This is a genomic window from Pseudomonas sp. UBA7500 (assembly GCF_002478435.1).
Taxonomy (GTDB): Bacteria; Pseudomonadota; Gammaproteobacteria; order Pseudomonadales; family Pseudomonadaceae; genus Aquipseudomonas; species Aquipseudomonas palmensis.
Map to the genome: position 1 here is coordinate 91992 of NZ_DLNW01000001.1, position 20462 is coordinate 112453.

The window sequence follows — 20462 nt, forward strand, 5'->3', positions numbered from 1 at the left end:
TGACGCTTCGCGGATCGAGCCCGCCCCCACCGGATGATTGACATCCTTGTGGGGGCGGGTTTGAGCCACAGCGGATGCAGTACAGCCAGAAACCACAAAGCCCGCAAAAGCGGGCTTTGTGGTTTTTGCCGATCTGGTCGGAGAGACAGGATTCGAACCTGCGGCCTTCTCGTCCCGAACGAGACGCGCTACCTGGCTGCGCTACACTCCGATGACAAAATTCTACTCAAAAAAAAACGCGACCGGCAAGCCCCGGCGAGGGGCCTGAAGCTTGCCGTCTGTACTGCCTTTTACAGCTCTTTCACGGTGCGGACCTGGTCCTTGTTGATCCGGGTGCTCTTGCCGTCGAGCTGTTCGATTTCATAGAAGCCCGAATCTTCATCGTACTTGGGGGTGTCGACCGCCTGGATCTCACGTCCGTCATTCAGCGTGATCACGGTAGGCGAAGCACACCCGGCGAGGGTGCCCAGGCCCAGGGCGAGCAGGAAAGCGGGGAGGGTCCGTTGAATCATATTCTTTCTCCATTGAGGGGGAAGTTGCGGGTCATGTCATTGAGACGCATCGCGTCCCAGCAAGTTCCTCGCAACTTGAGCATAGCGGCTGAACCGCGTCATTGATCGGGAACAATGCAATCGGCCGCTGGCGGGCGGGCGCGGGGAGGGCTGTGATATAACTGGCGGCATTCTTTCCCTGTCATGGATTCACCTTCCTCATGAAAGCCAAGGCTGATGTACCGTTCGTGCCGCTGAACATTGCCGTGCTGACCGTCAGCGATACCCGCACCCTGGAAACCGATACCTCCGGCCAGGTGTTCGTCGACCGCCTGACTGCTGCCGGCCACGCGCTGGCCGCCCGTGTACTGCTCAAGGACGACCTCTACAAGATTCGCGCGCAGGTCGCTACCTGGATCGCCGACGAGCAGGTGCAGGTGGTACTGATCACGGGCGGCACCGGCTTCACCGGCCGCGACAGCACCCCCGAGGCGGTCGGTTGCCTGCTCGACAAGCAGGTCGACGGCTTCGGTGAACTGTTCCGGCATATCTCCCTGGCCGATATCGGCACCTCCACCGTGCAGTCCCGCGCCCTGGCCGGGCTGGCCAACGGTACGCTGGTGTGCTGCCTGCCCGGCTCGACCAACGCGGTACGCACCGGCTGGGACGGGATTCTTGCCGAGCAACTGGATGTACGCCATCGCCCGTGCAATTTCGTCGCGCACCTCAAGCAGGCGGCGCCGTGTGAAAGCCGTGGCTGAGCCTGTTGCGGCAAAGCCGCTGCTGCCCGTGGAGCAGGCACTGGAGCGCTTGCTGGCGCTGGCCGAAGCGGCGCGCATCGAAGACTGCGAAGAGGTGCCACTGGCTGCTGCCGAGGGCCGTGTGCTGGCCACGGCGCTGGTCGCCGGCCTTGATCTGCCGCCCTGGCCCAACAGCGCCATGGACGGCTACGCACTGCACCACGCCGACTGGCAGGGCACGCCGCTGGTGGTGAGCCAGCGCATTCAGGCCGGGCAGGCGCCTGCGCCTCTGGAGCCGGGTACCTGTGCGCGCATCTTTACCGGTGCGCCGCTGCCGGCAGGGGCCGACTGCGTCGAGATGCAGGAGAACGCCGACGTTCAGCCCGATCAACGCGTGTGTTTCACCGAGCCGCTCAGTGCCGGGCTCAACGTGCGCCCGCAGGGCCAGGAAACCCGGGCAGGTGAAACCGTGCTGGACGCCGGGACCCGCCTCGGGCCGGTCGAGCTGGGCCTGGCTGCCTCGCTCGGCTGCGCGGTGCTGTCGGTAGTGCGCAAGGTGCGGGTGGCGGTGCTTTCCACCGGCGACGAACTGGTCGAGCCGGGGCTGCCCCTGGGCCCCGGGCAGATCTACAACAGCAACCGGCGCCTGCTGGTCAGCTGGCTGCAGCGCCTGGGCTGCGAGGTGAAGGACGCCGGCATCCTGCCCGATGATCTGGCGTTGACCCGTGAGCGCCTGGGCCAGCTCAAGGACGTCGACCTGATTCTGTCCACCGGTGGTGTATCGGTGGGCGAGGCCGATTACCTGGGTATCGCCCTGCGCGAAGAAGGTGAGCTGTCGCTGTGGAAGCTTGCGATCAAGCCCGGCAAGCCGCTGACCTTCGGGCATTTTCGCGGGGTGCCGGTGATCGGCCTGCCAGGCAACCCGGCGTCGACCCTGGTCACCTTCGGCCTGCTCACCCGGCCGTACCTGTTGCGCCGCCAGGGTGTGCAGGACGTGACGCCGCTGCAGTTCAGCGTGCCTGCCGGTTTCGACTGGCCCAAGCCAGGCAATCGCCGCGAATACCTGCGCGCGCGCATGGAGCAGGGCCAGGCGCTGATCTACAAGAACCAGAGCTCGGGTGTGCTGCGCAGCGCCGCGTGGGCCGAGGGCCTGGTGGAGGTGCGCGAGGGCACTGCGCCCGGCAAGGGCGACAGCGTGCAGTTCATCCCCCTCAGCGAGCTACTCGGCTGACGGCAGCAGGCCCCGGGCAACCCGGTCGTTGCCCAGTGGGGCCTGCGCGGCGAGTCGCGCATACACGCTCTCCAGCTGCGCGGCGGCCCTGCTCCAGTCATGCTGCTCGCGCACGAACTGGCGCGCGGCATCGGACAACTGCTGCATGCGCGTCGGGTGGCTCAGCAGGCGGGTGATGATCAGTGCCAGCGTGTCGGTGTCGTCCCCACCCAGGTAATGCTCGCCGTTGCGCACTGCCAACCCCGCTGCGCCCTGGGTGGTGGTGACCACCGGCAGGCCTGCGGCCATGGCCTCGAGCAACTTGATCTTGCACCCGCCGGCATGGCGCAGCGGGGCAAAGAACAGCGCCGAGTGGCGTTGCAGCTCACGCAGGTCGGGCAGGTAGCCGATCCATTCGATGCGCGGGTCGTTCCAGCGCAGCTTCCACTGGGTGGGCAGGGCATGTCCGACCACCGCCAGGCGCACGGCCGGGTTGCTCAGCCATACCTGCGGCAGGATCTCCTCCAGCGCCCACTCCAGCGCCTCCAGGTTGGCGCCGTATTCGAAGTTGCCCACCAGCAGCAGGCGCTGGCTGTGCGGGCAGGCGCTGATGTGCTGGTAGTACTCGTAGTCCACGCCGTTGATCACCACCTCGGCAGGGCGGCCGGTGAACTGGCGGATCTGTTCGGCATCGCGCGGGTTGACGGCCACCACTTCGCTGGCCTGGCGCAGCACCCGCGACTCCCAGCGCCGGTAGCGCCAGCGGTCGAAGCTGTTGAACGGGCGCAGCCACAGGGGCAGGCGGTCCTGGCACACCGCGCCGGTGTCCGACTCCACATGATGCTCGCTGACCATGAAAGGCAGGCCGCTGGCTTGCAGGGCCTTTTCGAAGGGTTGGAAACTGTAGCTGTGCTCGATCTGGATCACATCCCACTGCTCGCGCAGCAACGTTTCGAAGCAGTGGCGCAGGTGGGGCGCCAGGCCGTTGGTGCTGGCCCGCATCGGGTAGCCGACGTACAGCGCCGCCAGCAGGTTGAGCGGGCTGCGCAAAGGCCTTCGCGGCAACACGATCAGGCGCTCGAGCAGTGGCTCCAGTGCCTGTCGGGCTGCCTCGCCAAGCGGAACTTTCGAGTGCACCAGCAGCGTGATCCTGTGCCCGCGTTCAGCCAGGCCACGCAACAGGTGGTATTGCCGGGCCTTGCTGCCGCTGGTGGTGGGCCAGGGCAGGTAAGGCAGTGTCCAGAGTACGCGCATGACCCACTTCCTCTCTTGCCGCAGGGGCGTCGACAGGCTGAATGCGAAAACGCGCCTGGCGGGCCTCAGCCGATCGCTGCTGCCGGGGCGCGTCCATAGATATCAGTAAAGCGCACGATGTCGTCCTCGCCCAGGTATTCGCCGCTTTGCACCTCGATCATTACCAGATCGATCACCCCGGGGTTGCTCAGGCGATGCTCGCGCCCCGGCTTGATGAAGGTCGACTCGTTGGTGTCGAGCAGAAATTCCTCTTCGCCGTTGGTCACGCAGGCCATGCCGCTGACCACGATCCAGTGTTCGCTGCGGTGATGGTGCATCTGCAGGGACAGGCAGGCCTGCGGGCGTACCATGATGCGCTTGATCTTGAAGCGCGGGCCTTCCTCGAGCACGGTGTAGGTGCCCCAGGGGCGCGTCACGGTGCGGTGCAGGCGATAGGCGTCGTGGTCCTGGCGCTTGAGCTGCTGGGCAATCAGCTTGACCTCCTGGCTGCGGCTCGCGTCGGCGATCAGCAGGGCGTCGGGGGTGTCGATGATGATCAGGTTGTCCAGGCCGATGGCGCCCACCAGGCGGCGAGGCGAATCGATGTAGCAGTTGCTCACGTCGTGCAGCACGGTCTCGCCGTTGCACTGGTTGCCCTGGGCATCGCCTTGGGCCAGGCTGCGCACCGCCCGCCAGCAGCCGATGTCACTCCAGCCCAACTGGCTGGGCAGCACTGCCACCTGGGTGGAACGCTCCATCACGGCGTAGTCGATGGAGATGTCGGCAACCTGCGCGAAGCTGGTGGCATCCAGTTCCAGTTGCAGGCTGTTGTTGCCCTGTTTGCTCTGGCTCAGCCCCAGGCATTCGCCGACCGCATCCAGAACCTGCGGTGCGTGCTGCTGCAGCTCGCGCAGGATGGCATCTGCACGCATGCAGAACATGCCGGCGTTCCACAGGTGCTGGCCGCCCTCGACATAGCGCTGGGCGATCTCTGCGTTCGGCTTTTCGACGAAGCGCTCCACGCGATAGCCATGGGCATCCAGGGCCTGGCCCTTCTCGATGTAGCCGAAGCCGGTTTCCGGTTGGGTGGGCACCAGGCCGAAGGTGGTCAGCCAGCCTTGCTCGGCCAGGGCGCGGGCGCGTTCCACGGCCTCTTCGAAGGCTGCCTGGTCGGTGATCAGGTGGTCGGCGGGCAGCACCAGCAGGTGGGCGTCTTCGCCGTATTCACGGGCACAGTGCAGGGCGGCGGCGGCAATCGCTGGGGCCGTGTTGCGCCCGCAGGGCTCGAGAATGAAGTCCAGCGCGATGCCGGGCTGTTTGAGCTGGCGGTATTCATCCTGGGTGCGGAAGAACACTTCGCGATTGGTGACGGTGAGTACGCGGGCCACATCCTTGAGTGCGCAGGCACGCAGGAAGGTTTTCTGCAGCAGGCTCTGGCCATCGGGCATGCGCATGAAGGGCTTGGGCATGGCCTCGCGTGAAACCGGCCACAATCGGGTGCCGGCTCCACCGGCAATGATGCAAGGGATCAGTGTGCTCATTTCACTCAGCCTCGTGTTCTGGGCACCGCTAGGCGGTGTGATAACAGGGAAAAGGTGAACCTGGCAGGCGCTTTGCTCAATGAGTCAAAAAAGTGACTTTTATCACTGGCATCGTCCGTGAAGGCCAAATATTTGTCGAATGATGCACATCGATTGAGAATCTTTCAATGGCAATTGTGTGAAAGCGCTGTTTTTGACGTGGTCCGCATGCAACGGAACCGTGTTGTAATCGGTCGATATACACGGGCGTCATCTGACGCGGCACCGCCGTCGGCGGTGATCAATGCGGGGGAGCAGTTATGGGTGAGCGCAGGGCATTGTTGATTCTGCATGGCAAGCAGGCCATGAACGACGAGGTGCGCGCGGCGGTAATGGGCTTGCGCGAGCGCGGCTGGCAGCTCGATGTTCGACTCACCTGGGAGGGGGGCGATGCCCAGCGCCTGGTGCACGAGGCGCTGGCGGCGGGGTACCCGCATCTGGTGGCCGGTGGTGGCGACGGTACCCTGCGCGATGTGGCAGAGGCGCTGGCCCAGGCCCGGGGTGATGCCAGCCTGGCGCTATTGCCGCTGGGTACCGCCAACGATTTCGCACGGGCTGCCGGTGTGCCGCTGGAGCCGGACCAGGCTCTGAACCTGCTGGAGTTGCCGGCGCGGGCGATCGACCTGGGCGAGGTGGGCGGGCAGGTGTTCCTCAACATGGCCACCGGCGGTTTCGGCAGCCAGGTCACGGCCAGCACTTCCGAGGACCTGAAGAAGGTAATCGGTGCCGCGGCCTATCTGTTCACCGGGCTGTCGCGTTTCAGCGAGTTGCGTGCGGCCTCGGTGGAGCTGCAAGGTCCGGATTTTCACTGGCAAGGTCAGTTGCTGGCCCTGGGAATCGGCAACGGCCGCCAGGCCGGCGGCGGGCATGTGCTGTGCCCGCAGGCGCAGGTGGACGACGGGCTGCTCGATATCAGCATCCTGCCGGCGCCGCAGGAAGTGGTCGGCACTTTGCGTGACCTGCTGAGCGAGGGCCTGGGGCTGGACAATCTGTTCGTTCGCGCGCGCCTGCCGTGGGTCGAGATCAAGAGCGCCGAAGGCCTGGACATCAACCTCGATGGCGAGCCGCTGCAAGGCGACAGCTGGCGCTTCAGTGCGCTGCCGGGGGCGCTGCGCGTGCACCTGCCCGCCGAGTCGCCGCTGCTCAGTCGTCCAGGCTGATGATCTGTTCGCGCACGGCGAACAGCACCAGGCCCGCCACGTCGTAGATCTGCAGGCGTTTCATGATCTGCGAGCGGTGGGTCTCGACGGTTTTGATGCTCAGGCCCAGGCCGTTGGCGATTTCACGGGTGGATTTGCCGCGCACGATCAGGCGCAGGATTTCCAGCTGGCGCGCCGTGAGGTTGTGGTTCTCGACGGCCTCGGGCTTGCTGCTCTGGGCGCGCAGTAACGCCTGGTTGATCACGGTATGCGCGATGGCCGGGCTCAGGTAGCGCTCGTCGCTGCGCAGCGCGGCCAGTGCCTGCTCCAGTTCGGTGGCGGTGGTGTCCTTGAGCAGGTAGCCATGGGCGCCGATTTCCAGTGCGCGCATGATCAGCTCGGGGTCGGTGTGCATCGACAGGATCAGCACCTTGCTGCGACAGCCAGCAGCCTTCAGGCGGCCCAGGGCCTCCAGGCCCCCGGTCGAGCGCATCGAGATGTCCAGCAGCACGATATCCGGGTCCAGGCGCTGCACCAGTTCGAGCAGTTGGCTACCGTCGTTGGCCTCGCCTACCACGGCGTAGCCGGGTATGTCGGCGACCAGGGCGCGTACGCCGGCGCGAATCAGGGAGTGGTCATCCACCAGCAACAGATTACAGATCATGGGGTTTACTTGTATTGGCGCGTTCACGGGCACGCGGTGGCCAGGGGAACAGTACGTCGATGTGGGTGCCCTGGCCGGGTTGGCTGTTCACGCTCAGCCGGCCATTGAGCAGGTTGACCCGTTCACTCATGCCGGCCATGCCGCGCTGGCCCTCCTCGCCGGGGGCGGCAGCAGGCGTGAAGCCCTGGCCGTCGTCGCTGATCGATAGTGCCAGGCCTTCGGGGGTGCGCTCGATGCGCACGCTCAGGTTGCGCGCCCGGGCGTGTCGCAGAATGTTGGTGACGGCTTCCTGGGTAATGCGAAAGGCAGCGATGGCCATGTCTTCCGGAATACCACCCAGGCGCTGCCTGCACTCCAGGCTCCAGTGCACGTCGGTGTTTTCCAGGGTGCGCAGCAGGTGCGCGCGCAGGCTCGCTTCAAGCCCCAGGCTGGCCAGTTGGCGTGGGTTGAGGATCGCCGACACATCACGCACATTGGCCAGGGTGTCGTCCAGGGTGCTGCGCAATGTGGCGCAGTGTTCCTGCAGGTCGGCCGGCATGCGCCGTTGCAGCCAGTCTGCCTGCAGCTTGGCGGCTGTCAGCAGTTGGCCGATATCGTCATGCAGTTCGCGGCTCAGACGCTGGCGTTCGCTCTCCTGCACCTCGAGCAGGCGGTGGGCCAGCTCCTGGGGGCGCATGGCGATCGAGCGCGCGGCCTGGCGCAATTGCCAGCCAATTCCGAGCAGGGCGGCCAGCTGCAGTGCCAGCAGGCTGCCGGGCATCGGTGCCGCACGCAGGTACAGGTACAGGTTGGCCGCCGCCGACACCAGGCACAGCAGGGCGCTCAGCCAATGCAGCAGAGAAGCGCCCGGAGGGCCGCGCTTGAGTGTCTTGAGGCTTGAGAGCATAGGGAATGAAGCCACTGAAGTATCGCTGTTGAAAGCCGGTCGAATATCGCCCAACAGGCGTTTGGGGCAACGCCTGGATTTAACTTTGTGCAGTTTTGCCAACACTGGAATCAGACGATTTCAAGTGTGCTGAAAACGCCAAACTTCAGCACCGTGCATTGTCGGTGTGCAATTTGCGTCGGGCATAGTATCACTTCGCTTGGAAATGGTCGCGGGGCGTGAAAGATGTCCGAACTGTCAGTTTTACGGGCTGGTACGGTCGTTCCGGATGGCGCAAAGTCTAGCACTTTGCTATCACTGGTGGCGATACACAACTTGTCCTATATGCGCTGATATTGTTTTTGTATACAGCTGACAGAAACTCGCCGCCCACGCGTAAGTTAATGCTTAGTGTTGTGGGAAAGTGCTTTGAAATGATGTGCGGCGGGGAAATTTCCCACGCCGGTTAGTTGTGCAACTTCATGCGCCCAGGGCGGGTGCAGGGGCGGCGGGTGTGGCGGTCGCCTTGGCCGGTTCTGCGTGCAACTGCCGGAAGGTCTGTTCCAGTTCCTCCAGCAAGGCCAGTTGCTCTTGGGGGTCCAGGTTCAATTGGCCGGTGTGCGGGTCGATCAGTTCAAGCTGCCAGGCCAGCAGGCTCAGGCAGGCTTTCAGCTTGGGCAGTGCAGCGTGAAGGCGCGCGCGGCATTGCTGCGGTTCGAGCACATGACAGAGTTGGCGACAGAAGTCGGCGATCTGCGTCTGGGCCTGCAGGTGGGCACGCTCGGCCAGTGTGCCGAGGGTGTTCAGCAGGCAGTCGCACGCGTCGGTATCGTGGCCGATCAGGTCAAGGTGCGACAGGCACTCCTGAGCGCGGGTCAGCAGTACGTGGGCATCGACCTGAAAGTCGTGTAGGGCGCTGATGTCCGCAGTGGTGTCGGACATCAGTCGTTTCCTGCCAGGCGCAGACTGCGGATGGGGGCTGAAACGCCCTGGAGCCGGTGTTTTGGCAAGACGCTAGCATTGGTTGTGGACAACAAGGCAGTAGCGAGCAAAAGCCTGACTCCATTCATGCAATGAGAATGGCGTCACATTAATGGCTAAAGGATATTGCGAACATCAGGTCTCGCCCGATTGTGGCTAGGGGTTTCCCTGATGGCATTGGCTTGGTGTGATCGCTGATGACCTGCCGCGACTGCAAAACTGTCAGCGCAGTAAACCATGATGCTAAAGTGACATCAATGCCCCCCGCAGCATTTTATTTTGGGGGGTCAAGCCAAGACGAACGCGGCCGATACACGGTTGATAATTCAATTTTTGCGACACGCCTGGGGGTTGTTTAATGGCTGGCATTCTCGACACGGTAGACCAAAGGACGCAGCTGGTAGGCGAGAACCGTCTGGAAATCCTCATGTTTCGCCTGGCCGGGCGCCAACTGTTCGCAATCAACGTGTTCAAGGTGCAGGAAGTGCTGCAGATGCCCAAGTTGACCCTGATGCCGCAACGCCATGCGTATGTGTGCGGCGTGGTCAACCTGCGTGGGCAGACCCTGCCGGTGATCGACCTGTCCCAGGCCATCGGCACGCGCCCACTGGAGCCGGGGCCCAACAGCACCATCATCGTCACCGAGTACAACCGTTCGGTGCAGGCGTTCCTGGTGGGAGGCGTGGACCGTATCGTCAACATGAACTGGGAGGCGATCATGCCGCCGCCCACCAGTGCCGGGCGTCAGCATTACCTGACGGCCATCAGCAAGGTCGACGAGCAACTGGTAGAAATCATCGACGTGGAGAAAGTATTGGCCGAAATCGTGCCGTACAACGCCAAGGTGTCCCGCGACAAGCTGGAAGACCCGGTACTGGCGCAGGCGCGAGGGCGGGAGGTGCTGCTGGTGGACGACTCCACCGTGGCTCTGGCGCAGTTGCGTGAAACCCTGAGCCAGCTGGGGGTGAAGATGCATGTGGCCAGCGATGGCCTCAAGGCACTCAACCTGCTCAAAGGCTGGGCGGATGCCGGTGAAGACGTGTGCTCGAAGTTGCTGATGGTCTTCACCGATGCCGAAATGCCGGAAATGGACGGCTACCGCCTGACCACCGAGATCCGCAACGACCCGCGCCTGCGCAGCCTGTACGTGGTACTGCACACGTCCTTGTCGGGCAGCTTCAACGAATCGATGGTGAAGAAGGTCGGTTGTGACAACTTTTTGTCCAAGTTCCAGCCCGACAAGCTGGTGGATGTGGTGCGCCAGCGCCTGATGCTGGACGAAGCGACCGTCTGAGCCGGCACCGAGGGCCGGGCAGCGGTTGCCCGGCCTTCGGTGTAAGCTTGCACCTTTATCATCCGGAGCCGGCCCATGCGTCTGAGCGCGTTGTATCGTTACCCACTCAAGTCGGCCCAGGCGCAAGCCCTGGGCCAGTCGCCGTGCGGCCTGCTGGGCTTGCTGGGTGACCGGCGCTGGATGCTGGTGGAGCAGGACAACGGACGTTTCCTGACCCAGCGCGCCTACCCGCAGATGAGCCAGTTATCGGCGCTGTACGACGCCGATGGCGGTCTGGTGCTCAGTGCCCCGGGTTTTGACCCCTTGCAGGTGGCGGTGCCGCAAGCGGACGCCAATCTGCGTGGGGCGACCATCTGGCGCGACACCCTGCGCGTACCGGATGCAGGCGATGCGGCGGCCGACTGGTTGAGTCGCTTCATCGGCAAGCCGGTGCGCCTGGTGCATGTGCCCGAGCCGCGTACCCGCTATCTGCCGGCCGGCTACGGTGAGAACAGCGACCGTGTGGCCTTCGCCGATGGTTTCCCCTTGCTGCTGATCGGCCAGGCGTCGCTCGACGACCTGGTACAGCGGGTTGGGCGCCCCTTGGAGATGCTGCGCTTTCGGCCCAATCTGGTGGTCGAGGGCAGTGCGGCATATGTCGAGGATGGCTGGAAGCGTATTCGTATTGGCCAGCAGACCTTTCGGGTGCTTTCCCCGTGCACGCGCTGCATCCTCACCACCCTCGACCCGCAGACCGGCGAACGCAGCCCCGATCGCGAACCCTTGACCACGCTCAAGACCTATCGGCAGAAGGAGGGGGATGTGCTGTTCGGCCAGAACCTGGTGGCCGACGGCGAGGGCGTGCTGCAGGTGGGGATGGCGGTCGAGGTGCTGGAATAGCGACGGGCCGCTTTGCCAGCAAGGCTGGCCCCTGCACACGCACCGTCGCCTCCACAAGGTTGCGCTTCGACGTTGCCGGCGAAGCGCTGATCACCGCTTACTGATCGTCGAAAAACCGCTCGTGCCAATCCACCAGTGGCTGCGGTGAATTGAGTTTCTGCCCGTAGATCACCGAATACGACAGCACGTTCTGCACGTACTGGCGGGTCTCGTCGAACGGAATCGACTCCACCCATACGTCGAAGCTCAGGTGATCGGCGCCGCGCAGCCACTGGCGCACGCGTCCGGGGCCGGCGTTGTAGGCGGCCGAGGCCAGCACCCGGTTGCCGTTGAACTGGCCGTGCACCTGGCTCAGGTAGGCGGCGCCCAGCTGGATGTTCTTGTCCGGGTTCAGTACCTGCGCCGGCGAAGCCAGCGGGATGTTGAACTTGCGCGCCGTCTCCTTGGCGGTGGCCGGCATCAGCTGCATCAGGCCGCTGGCACCCACGTGGGAACGGGCATCGTCCATGAAGGCGCTTTCCTGGCGGGTGATCGCGAATACCCAGCTCGAGTGCAGGCCGCGTACCTTGGCTTCGCGTACCAGGGTGTCGCGGTGGGCCATCGGGAAGCGGATATCCAGGTCGTCCCAGTACTGGGCCTGGCTGATGGTGCGGATGGCCGGGAAGTACCAGCGCATTTCATAGGCCAGGCGCGCCTGGGCGACCATCTCGTCGCGGCTGAAATGACGGCTGACGTGGTACCACTCGCGGCGCCCGTCAACGATCTGGCCGCGGGCATGGAATTCCAGCGCGCGCCGCACGCCGGGCGTGTTGCGTACCTTGTTGATCAGTTGCTGGCTGAGCACCAGCGGCTTGTTGTTGAGCTGGTAGGGGGTCTGTGCACGATCGGCGGCCAGGAACCCGTAGAAGTCGCGTTCTCGCGCTACCGTCTTGTACAGCAGTGGAATCTGCGGGTTCTTCGGCTGCGCCAGCTCCAGGCTGCGCGCCTGCCAGTAGCGCCAGCGGTTGGTGGTGGCCAGGTCCTGGGGCAGGCGTTTGGTCAGCTCGTAGGCATCTTCCCAGCGGCCCAGGCGCAGCAGCAGGCGCAGGCGCCATTCGGTCACGGTGTTGTCGCGCAGCTCGGGGTCGTACTGGGTCATCAGGCCCAGGGCGCGGGGGTCGTAGCGCCGTGCCAGGGTAAGGCCGATTTCGCGGGCGATCGCCACCTTCTCGTCGCGGGAGAAATGCATGCGATTGGCGTAGTCGTCGAGCAGCGCCATGGCCCGCTCCGGGTCCTGGCGCGCCAGGCGGCGCAGGCCCAGGCTGACCACGTCGGACATCGCTTCGTTGACCGGGGTGAAGCGCCCGGGGTTGTTGAGCAGTTCGGGCTTCTGCGCCACATCCACCAGCAGACGGCCTTGCGGGCCCAGGGTGTTCAGGCCTTTGATCAGGGTGTTGGCCAGGGCGTAGTTGCGCGCCTGGGCCGCGAGTTTGATGCGCTCCCAGCGCTTCTGTTCGGTCAGCTGGCCCTCGGCGGCCCAGCGGTCGAACAGCACGTCACAGGCCGCCGGCTGAGACTTGCCCACCAGCCACAGCTTGTCGGCGGTGGCATAGCCCTCGGCGCGCAGGTTGTGGCTGAGCTGATACTGGCCGTTGAGGCAGTCGAGCTCGGTGAAGTTCAGCTTGGGGTCGTAGTACTTGACGAAGGGTTGCCAGTCGCCGCGCTCTGCCAGCCAGCGCAACCAGCGCAGTTTCATCCAGTTGGCCTGGGGCAGGTCGCCATGCTCGGCAAGAAACTTCTCGATCTCGGCGTTGCTGGCGCTCTTGAGGCGCGCCGTCAGTTCGTCGTAGGCCAGGTAGGGCTCCAGCGGATAATCACGCAGGGCCTGTTCGTAACGGCGGTAAGGGCCGCTGTCGCCCTTGGCCAGGGCACGCTTGGCTTCATCGTAGTACTGGCGTTGCTGGGTGAGATCGGCGGCCTGGACGGTGCTGGCCGCGGTGGCGGAAAAAAGCAGACAGGATACGAGGCTGAGCAGGCTGCGGCGCATGATACTTCCGGACAGTTTGACCAAAACGAGTGTCGGCGGCGCCAGCACTGGTGGGATTACGTGCTTAAGCTTAGCCGTTTGCCGGGGGCGGAAGAAAGCATTGTGCTTGTATCGGCATGTAATGCAGGACTGCGGTCGGCACGCCGGTCGCGCTTAATGTGAAGCAGGCGCAACTCAGGTAGAATGCGCCCCCGGTTTTTGGAGAAGATCATGACCCTGCTCAAATTAAGCGATGTGTCCCTTGCGTTCGGCGCCATGCCGTTGCTGGACAAGGTGTCCTGGCAGATCGCCCGTGGTGAGCGGGTCTGCATCATCGGCCGCAACGGCACGGGCAAGTCGAGCATGCTGCGCCTGGTCAAGGGCGACCAGAAGCCCGACGAAGGCGATGTGTGGCGTGCCCCGGGCCTGAAGATCGGCGAGCTGCCGCAGGAACTGCCGGTGGCCGACGGGCGCACCGTGTTCGATGTGGTTGCCGAAGGCCTGGACGGTGTCGGTGCATTGCTCGCCGAGTATCACCACCTGAGCCAGAACATTCACACCGACGCCGACCTGGAAAAGCTCATGCACGTGCAGAGCGACCTTGAGGCGCGCGATGGCTGGCGCTTGCAGCAACTGGTCGACAGCACCCTGAGCCGCCTGCAGCTGCCGGCCGACAAGACCCTGGCCGAGCTGTCCGGTGGTTGGCGTCGGCGTGTGCTGCTGGCCCAGGCGCTGGTGTCCGAGCCCGACCTGCTGCTGCTCGACGAACCGACCAACCACCTGGACATCGGCGCCATCGCCTGGCTTGAAGATGCCCTGAGCGGTTTTGGCGGCGCCGTGCTGTTCATTACCCACGACCGTTCCTTCCTGCAGAACCTGGCCACGCGCATCCTCGAACTGGACCGTGGCGGGTTGATCGACTGGAACGGCGACTACGCCAGCTTCCTGGTGCACAAGGAAGCCGCGCTGGCTGCCGAAGAGACTGCCAACGCGCTGTTCGACAAGAAACTGGCCCAGGAAGAGGTGTGGATCCGCCAGGGCATCAAGGCCCGGCGTACCCGCAACGAAGGCCGCGTGCGCGCCCTGAAGGCACTGCGTGTGGAGCGCAGCGAGCGTCGCGAGCGCCAGGGCAAGGCCAACATCCTGCTCGACGTGGCGGAAAAGTCCGGCAAGCAGGTGATGGTGCTGGAAAACGTCAGCTTCGCACACCCCGATGGCCCTTACCTGGTCAAGGATTTCTCGATGGTCCTGCAGCGCGAGGACCGTATCGGCCTGCTGGGCGCCAACGGTACCGGCAAGACCACGCTGCTCAAGCTGATGCTGGGCGACCTGGAGCCAAGCTCGGGCAAGGTGGAGTCGGGCACGCGTCTCGAAGTGGCCTACTTCGACCAGTTGCGCCATCAGCTTGACCTGGAAAAGACCGTGATCGAGAACATGGCCGAAGGCCGTGACTTCATCGAGATCGATGGGCAGAACCGTCACGTACTGAGCTACCTGGGCGACTTCCTGTTCAGCCCCCAGCGTGCACGCACGCCGGTCAAGGCGTTGTCCGGTGGCGAGCGTGCGCGCCTGCTGCTGGCCAAGCTGTTCAGCAAGCCGGCCAACCTGCTGGTGCTCGACGAGCCGACCAACGACCTGGACGTGGAAACCCTGGAGCTGCTCGAAGAGGTGCTGGCGGGTTTCAAGGGCACCGTGCTGATGGTCAGTCACGACCGGGCGTTCCTCGACAACGTGGTCACCAGCACCCTGGTATTCGAAGGCGAGGGCAAGGTGCGTGAGTACGTGGGCGGCTATCAGGATTGGATTCGCCAGGGCGGTTCGCCCAAGCTGCTCGGCGTGACCGAAAGCAAGTCGGGCAAGTCCGAGCTCAACAGTGCGGTGGTCGAGGCCGTTGCACCCGAACCTGCGGCAGCGCCGGTGGTCAATGAAGGCAAGAAGAAGCTCAGCTACAAGCTGCAGCGCGAGCTGGAGGCTCTGCCGGGGCAGATCGATGCCCTGGAGCAGAAGATGGCTGCGGTGCAGGCGGAGATTTCCGATGCAGGCTTCTATCAGCGGCCAATCGACCAGACCACCGCCGTGCTGGCCAGCCTCGAGAAGCTGCAGGGCGAGCTGGACACACTGGTGGAGCGTTGGGCCGAGCTCGACAGCTGATATGAAGAAGGCCCGCTGTGTCCAACAGCGGGCCTTCTGGTATCAGTCGGCCTTCTTCTGCAGGCGTACCGCCAGCACATCGCACGGTGCGCCGTGCAGCACGTCATTGGCGGTGGAGCCCAGCAGCAGCGCCAGGCCGTGGCGGCCATGGCTGCCGACCACGATCAGGTCGCACTTCTGGTCCTTGGCCAACTGGTGAATCTCCTGGCGAGGCTGGCCGTAGGTCAGGTGGGAATCGCCGCGGTTGATCTCCGGATACTTGTTGAACAGGCGGTCCATGCGCTCCTTGGCCTGGTCGAACTGTTGCTGCTGCAGTTGCGACAGGTCCATCGGCACGTCGCCGCCGAAGGCCATGGCCATGGGCTCGACGATATGTACCAGGGAAACCTTGGTGCCGTTGGGCGTGGCCAGCTCGCGAGCGCGCTTGATCACCGGGTCGCATTCTTCGGTCAGGTCGACGGCGACCAGAATGTGTTCGTAGGGCATGAGGGCTCTCCTGACAATCGCGATAGTTAAAGTATGGTCGGTTTCAGGCTGATCGCATCGATGTCGGCTAACCAGCTCATTTGCAAAGTCTTTATAGGAATAACAGATATGACGTTCTGGGTAGTAGTGTCAATCCTTGCGCTGATGCTCAGCCCCATGGTCTGGCTTTTGCCCTCGCGTCGCACCAGCGGGCGCATGGCCCTGCGCCTGGAGGCGCGGCGCATGGGGCTGGCCATGCAGCTCACCCCGCAGACCTGGCCGCACTGGCTGCCCGAAGAGCCGCCGCACACCTGCGCGCAGTATCATTGTGCGCGCCGTCGCGGGCATGCAGACAGCTGGAGCTACTGGCAGGTGACACCAGGGGTGTGGCTCAACCAGTGGCGCGAGCCCTGCGAGGATGCGCGCGTGCTCGAGCACCTGTCGCGCCTGCCGGCGAGTGTCTACAAGGTCGAGGCCAACCCGCAGATGATCGCGTTGTGCTGGGGAGAGAAGGGGGATGCCGCAGCGTTGCAGGACATTGCCCGGTTGCTCAAGGCGCTGGCGTGACCCGTGAGTCGTGTGATTGACCGCCAGGGCCAGCCCCATGGCGGGGCCGGCAACTGAATAAAAAAAGGCCAGGCAGGCCGGAAATTTCTTCGATGCCCTCAGTGTAGCTGCGCTTTATCCCTTCGCCGCCTCTCTCGTGTGTATCCATGGCCGATCACCTGCATGAATGATGGCCAATCACCTACAGGCTGAACCCGCACCCCTTCGCTCAGAATGACCGTAAAGTCGCGTTTTGCTCGTGCTTTTGGGTATTTGACAACGGCAGGCTTTTCGGTGAATGTGTCCGTACCCAAATCAAACGGGCGTATGAATTGAGCGTTTGTATGTCACATGACGCTCGCAGAATCCCGACTATCGCGCTGACGGGTGTGCCTGGTGCCGAATTTCGTGCCAGCGTTCGGCGTGTACAGTTCAGCTTCCATATCGTGGAGATCAGTTGATGATTTACGAAGGTAAAGCCATCACGGTTAAGGCTCTTGAAAGCGGCATCGTCGAACTGAAGTTCGACCTCAAGGGTGAGTCCGTCAACAAGTTCAACCGTCTTACCCTGAATGAATTGCGTCAGGCCGTAGACACCATCAAGGCAGATGCGTCGATCAAAGGTGTGATCGTCAGCAGCGGCAAGGACGTGTTCATTGTCGGCGCCGACATCACCGAATTCGTCGACAACTTCAAGCTGCCGGATGCGGAGCTGGTTGCAGGCAACCTCGAAGCCAACAGAATCTTCAGCGATTTCGAAGATCTCGATGTACCGACCGTTGCCGCCATCAACGGCATCGCGCTGGGCGGCGGCCTGGAAATGTGCCTGGCGGCCGACTTCCGCGTCATGTCGACCAAAGCCAAGATCGGCCTGCCTGAAGTCAAGCTGGGTATCTACCCGGGCTTCGGCGGTACCGTACGCCTGCCGCGCCTGATCGGCGCCGACAATGCCATCGAATGGATTGCCGCCGGCAAGGAGAACCGCCCTGAAGACGCACTGAAAGTCGGTGCCGTCGATGCAGTGGTGGTCCCGGAGAAACTTCAGGAAGCTGCCCTGGAACTGATCAAGCGCGCCATCAGCGGCGAGCTCGACCACAAGGCCAAGCGCCAGCCGAAGCTGGAAAAGCTCAAGCTCAACGCCATCGAGCAGATGATGGCCTTCGAGACCGCCAAGGGTTTCGTGGCAGGTCAGGCAGGCCCGAACTATCCGGCGCCGGTCGAAGCCATCAAGACCATTCAGAAAGCCGCCAACTTCGGGCGTGACAAGGCACTGGAAGTCGAGGCCGCCGGCTTCGTCAAGCTGGCCAAGACCTCGGCAGCCCAGAGCCTGATCGGCCTGTTCCTGAACGATCAGGAACTGAAGAAAAAGGCCAAGGCCTACGACGAGATCGCCCAGGACGTGAAGCAGGCCGCCGTACTCGGCGCCGGTATCATGGGTGGCGGCATCGCCTATCAGTCGGCCTCCAAAGGCACGCCGATCCTGATGAAGGACATCAACGAGCACGGTATCGAGCAGGGCCTGGCCGAAGCCGCCAAGCTGCTGGTCAGCCGCGTCGACAAGGGCCGCATGACCGCCGCGAAAATGGCTGAAGTGCTCAACGGCATCCGTCCGACCCTGTCCTACGGCGACTTCGGTCACGTGGACCTGGTGGTGGAAGCCGTGGTCGAAAACCCCAAGGTCAAGCAGGCCGTGCTGGCCGAGGTCGAAGACCAGGTCAAGGCGGACACCATCCTGGCTTCCAACACCTCGACCATTTCCATCAGCCTGCTGGCCAAGGCCCTCAAGCGTCCGGAAAACTTCGTCGGCATGCACTTTTTCAACCCGGTGCACATGATGCCGCTGGTGGAAGTGATCCGTGGCGAGAAGTCCAGCGAACTGGCGGTGGCCACTACCGTTGCCTACGCCAAGAAGATGGGCAAGAACCCGATCGTGGTCAACGACTGCCCGGGCTTTCTGGTCAACCGCGTGCTGTTCCCGTACTTCGGCGGTTTCGCCAAGCTGGTGAGCGCCGGTGTGGACTTCGTGCGCATCGACAAGATCATGGAAAAATTCGGCTGGCCGATGGGCCCGGCGTACCTGATGGACGTGGTCGGCATCGACACCGGCCACCACGGCCGCGACGTGATGGCCGAGGGCTTCCCGGACCGCATGAAGGATGACCGTCGTTCGGCCATCGACGTGCTCTACGAAGCCAAGCGCCTGGGCCAGAAGAACGGCAAGGGTTTCTATGCCTACGAGGCCGACAAGCGCGGCAAGCAGAAGAAGGTTGCCGACCCGTCGGTGCTCGAAGTGCTCAAGCCGATCGTCTACGAGCAGCGTGAAGTCAGCGACGAGGACATCATCAACTGGATGATGATCCCGCTGTGCCTGGAGACCGTGCGCTGCCTGGAAGACGGCATCGTCGAGACGGCGGCCGAGGCCGACATGGGCCTGGTCTACGGCATCGGTTTCCCTCCGTTCCGTGGCGGTGCACTGCGCTACATCGATTCGATCGGTGTGGCCGCGTTCGTTGCCCTGGCTGACCAGTACGCCGACCTGGGCGCGCTGTACCACCCCACCGAGAAGCTGCGCGAGATGGCCAAGAACGGCCAGAGCTTCTTCGGTTAAGCGCCCAACGACTAGAGCGAGAATATTGTATGAGCTTGAATCCAAGAGACGTCGTGATCGTCGACTTCGGTCGTACGCCGATGGGCCGCTCCAAGGGCGGCATGCACCGCAACACCCGCGCCGAAGACATGTCGGCGCACCTGATCAGCAAGCTGCTGGAGCGCAACGTCAAGGTCGACCCGAGTGAAGTCGAGGACGTGATCTGGGGCTGCGTGAACCAGACCCTGGAGCAGGGCTGGAACATCGCGCGCATGGCTTCGCTGATGACCCAGATCCCGCACACTGCGGCCGGCCAGACTGTCAGCCGCCTGTGCGGTTCGTCGATGAGCGCGCTGCACACGGCTGCCCAGGCGATCATGACCGGCAACGGCGATGTGTTCGTGGTCGGCGGTGTCGAGCACATGGGCCACGTGAGCATGATGCACGGCGTGGACCCCAACCCGCACATGTCGCTGTATGCGGCCAAGGCCTCGGGCATGATGGGCCTGACCGCCGAGATGCTGGGCAAGATGCATGGCATCAGCCGTGAGCAGCAGGACGCCTTCGGTCTGCGTTCGCACCAGCTCGCCCACAAGGCGACGGTCGAAGGCAAGTTCAAGGACGAAATCATCCCGATGCAGGGCTATGACGAGAACGGCTTCCTCAAGGTCTTCGACTACGACGAAACCATTCGCCCGGACACCACCCTGGAAAGCCTGGCGGCTTTGAAGCCGGCGTTCAACCCCAAGGGCGGCACCGTGACAGCGGGTACCTCCTCGCAGATCACCGACGGCGCCTCGTGCATGATCGTGATGTCGGCCCAGCGTGCCCAGGACCTGGGCATCCAGCCGCTGGCGGTGATCCGCTCGATGGCGGTGGCCGGCGTGGACCCTGCGATCATGGGCTACGGCCCGGTGCCGGCAACCCAGAAAGCCCTCAAGCGTGCGGGCCTGAGCATTGCCGATATCGACTTCTTCGAGCTCAACGAAGCCTTCGCTGCACAGGCCCTGCCAGTGCTCAAGGATCTGAAAGTGCTCGACAAGATGGATGAGAAGGTTAACCTGCACGGCGGCGCAATCGCCCTGGGTCACCCTTTCGGTTGCTCCGGTGCGCGGATTTCCGGCACTCTGCTCAATGTCATGAAGCAGAATGGCGGTACCCTGGGTGTTTCGACCATGTGCGTCGGCCTTGGTCAGGGGATCACCACCGTCTTCGAACGCATCTAAGCGTTTCGTTGTCGGAAGCCGGGGCCTTGTGCCCCGGTTTTTTGCTTTTTGCAGATTTTTTTTCAAGAGGGTTGGCAGCATGCAGATACAACCAGGCGTATACCGGCATTACAAAGGGCCTGAGTATCGTGTATTCGGTGCCGCGCGCCATTCCGAGACCGAGGAGTGGGTGGTGTTCTACCAGGCCCTGTACGGCGATTTCGGCCTGTGGGTACGCCCGCTTTCGATGTTCACCGAGTCGGTCGAGGTTGACGGCGAGCACGTGCCGCGCTTTGCTTTGGTCGAGGCCGAACCCGAGCTGTTTTCGCGTGCCGATGCGCAAGTGGGCTAACCTTCGGCGCTTGACCTCACTCTGTTGCCACTATATATAGCGGTGCCACGTCAGGTACCTGCCGTGTTTTTATTT

General features: G+C 63.5%; 18 protein-coding genes and 1 tRNA gene. 10 read left to right on the forward strand and 9 right to left on the reverse strand.

All coding sequences use genetic code 11. The annotated features are described in order from the left end of the window. Positions 1-134: 134 nt before the first annotated feature. Both B4I46_RS00370 and B4I46_RS00375 read right to left on the reverse strand, forming a co-directional pair. Positions 135-211 (reverse strand) — tRNA-Pro (locus tag B4I46_RS00370). A 79-nt stretch (positions 212-290) separates the two neighbouring features. Beyond that, positions 291-512, reverse strand: coding sequence for a YgdI/YgdR family lipoprotein (locus B4I46_RS00375; RefSeq protein ID WP_043864585.1), 222 nt, complete (start codon positions 510-512; stop codon positions 291-293). A gap of 200 nt (positions 513-712) precedes the next feature. Here B4I46_RS00375 and moaB point away from each other — a divergent pair, with 200 nt between their 5' ends. Together moaB and glp are read left to right on the forward strand one after the other, a co-directional pair. After that, positions 713-1252 (forward strand): molybdenum cofactor biosynthesis protein B, encoded by a 540-nt coding sequence (gene moaB / locus B4I46_RS00380; RefSeq protein ID WP_043864584.1) that lies wholly within the window; start codon positions 713-715, stop codon positions 1250-1252. Beyond that, a complete protein-coding gene (gene glp, locus B4I46_RS00385; RefSeq protein WP_043864583.1) occupies positions 1236-2462 on the forward strand; it encodes a gephyrin-like molybdotransferase Glp in 1227 nt (408 codons plus the stop codon). The genes moaB and glp overlap by 17 nt, the downstream gene beginning before the upstream one ends. On the opposite strand, the gene B4I46_RS00390 is transcribed toward glp, so the two are convergent. Both B4I46_RS00390 and B4I46_RS00395 read right to left on the reverse strand, forming a co-directional pair. Continuing rightward, positions 2451-3695 carry a glycosyltransferase family 4 protein gene (locus tag B4I46_RS00390; protein WP_043864582.1) on the reverse strand — a complete coding sequence of 415 codons (1245 nt, stop codon included), beginning with the start codon at positions 3693-3695 and terminating at the stop codon, positions 2451-2453. The genes glp and B4I46_RS00390 overlap by 12 nt on opposite strands. Before the next feature lie 65 nt (positions 3696-3760). Further along, entirely contained in the window at positions 3761-5215 is a 1455-nt protein-coding gene (locus B4I46_RS00395) for a mannose-1-phosphate guanylyltransferase/mannose-6-phosphate isomerase (protein WP_088514233.1), read from the reverse strand. A 299-nt stretch (positions 5216-5514) separates the two neighbouring features. Between B4I46_RS00395 and yegS the strand changes: the two genes are divergently transcribed. After that, entirely contained in the window at positions 5515-6414 is a 900-nt protein-coding gene (gene yegS, locus B4I46_RS00400; RefSeq protein WP_043864580.1) for a lipid kinase YegS, read from the forward strand. On the opposite strand, the gene B4I46_RS00405 is transcribed toward yegS, so the two are convergent. The 3 genes from B4I46_RS00405 to B4I46_RS00415 form a co-directional block, all read right to left on the reverse strand. After that, the gene (locus tag B4I46_RS00405) at positions 6398-7057 is read right to left on the reverse strand and encodes a response regulator (protein WP_043864579.1); all 660 of its coding nucleotides are present in this window, start codon (positions 7055-7057) and stop codon (positions 6398-6400) included. The two genes, yegS and B4I46_RS00405, sit on opposite strands and share 17 nt — an antisense overlap. Continuing rightward, positions 7047-7943: a sensor histidine kinase gene (locus B4I46_RS00410; protein WP_043864578.1), complete on the reverse strand. Its 897-nt coding sequence runs from the start codon at positions 7941-7943 to the stop codon at positions 7047-7049. The genes B4I46_RS00405 and B4I46_RS00410 overlap by 11 nt, the downstream gene beginning before the upstream one ends. 459 nt (positions 7944-8402) lie before the next feature. Then, complete coding sequence (locus tag B4I46_RS00415; RefSeq protein WP_043864577.1) at positions 8403-8864, reverse strand: hypothetical protein; 462 nt, start codon at positions 8862-8864, stop codon at positions 8403-8405. Positions 8865-9261: 397 nt separating this feature from the next. Here B4I46_RS00415 and B4I46_RS00420 point away from each other — a divergent pair, with 397 nt between their 5' ends. Next, positions 9262-10197 (forward strand): chemotaxis protein CheV, encoded by a 936-nt coding sequence (locus B4I46_RS00420; protein WP_286897987.1) that lies wholly within the window; start codon positions 9262-9264, stop codon positions 10195-10197. Positions 10198-10272: 75 nt separating this feature from the next. Continuing rightward, entirely contained in the window at positions 10273-11076 is an 804-nt protein-coding gene (locus B4I46_RS00425; protein ID WP_286897989.1) for an MOSC domain-containing protein, read from the forward strand. A gap of 97 nt (positions 11077-11173) precedes the next feature. Here the strand turns inward: B4I46_RS00425 and B4I46_RS00430 are convergent, their stop codons facing one another. Beyond that, on the reverse strand, positions 11174-13102 hold the full coding sequence (locus B4I46_RS00430) for a transglycosylase SLT domain-containing protein (RefSeq protein ID WP_043864574.1): 1929 nt from the start codon (positions 13100-13102) through the stop codon (positions 11174-11176). Positions 13103-13312: 210 nt separating this feature from the next. Here B4I46_RS00430 and B4I46_RS00435 point away from each other — a divergent pair, with 210 nt between their 5' ends. Beyond that, a complete protein-coding gene (locus tag B4I46_RS00435) occupies positions 13313-15232 on the forward strand; it encodes an ATP-binding cassette domain-containing protein (RefSeq protein ID WP_043864573.1) in 1920 nt (639 codons plus the stop codon). 42 nt (positions 15233-15274) lie between these two features. Here the strand turns inward: B4I46_RS00435 and B4I46_RS00440 are convergent, their stop codons facing one another. Then, positions 15275-15718 carry a universal stress protein gene (locus B4I46_RS00440; protein ID WP_043864572.1) on the reverse strand — a complete coding sequence of 148 codons (444 nt, stop codon included), beginning with the start codon at positions 15716-15718 and terminating at the stop codon, positions 15275-15277. Between the two features lie 108 nt (positions 15719-15826). Here B4I46_RS00440 and B4I46_RS00445 point away from each other — a divergent pair, with 108 nt between their 5' ends. From B4I46_RS00445 to B4I46_RS00460, 4 genes are all read left to right on the forward strand, one after another. Further along, positions 15827-16264, forward strand: a complete 438-nt coding sequence (locus B4I46_RS00445; RefSeq protein WP_043864571.1) for a hypothetical protein — start codon at positions 15827-15829, stop codon at positions 16262-16264. A gap of 439 nt (positions 16265-16703) precedes the next feature. Next, positions 16704-18851: a fatty acid oxidation complex subunit alpha FadB gene (gene fadB, locus B4I46_RS00450; protein ID WP_043864570.1), complete on the forward strand. Its 2148-nt coding sequence runs from the start codon at positions 16704-16706 to the stop codon at positions 18849-18851. A gap of 29 nt (positions 18852-18880) precedes the next feature. Next, a complete protein-coding gene (gene fadA / locus B4I46_RS00455; RefSeq protein WP_043864569.1) occupies positions 18881-20056 on the forward strand; it encodes an acetyl-CoA C-acyltransferase FadA in 1176 nt (391 codons plus the stop codon). A gap of 79 nt (positions 20057-20135) precedes the next feature. Continuing rightward, positions 20136-20387 (forward strand): DUF1653 domain-containing protein, encoded by a 252-nt coding sequence (locus B4I46_RS00460; RefSeq protein WP_054916193.1) that lies wholly within the window; start codon positions 20136-20138, stop codon positions 20385-20387. The last annotated feature ends 75 nt before the right edge of the window (positions 20388-20462 follow it).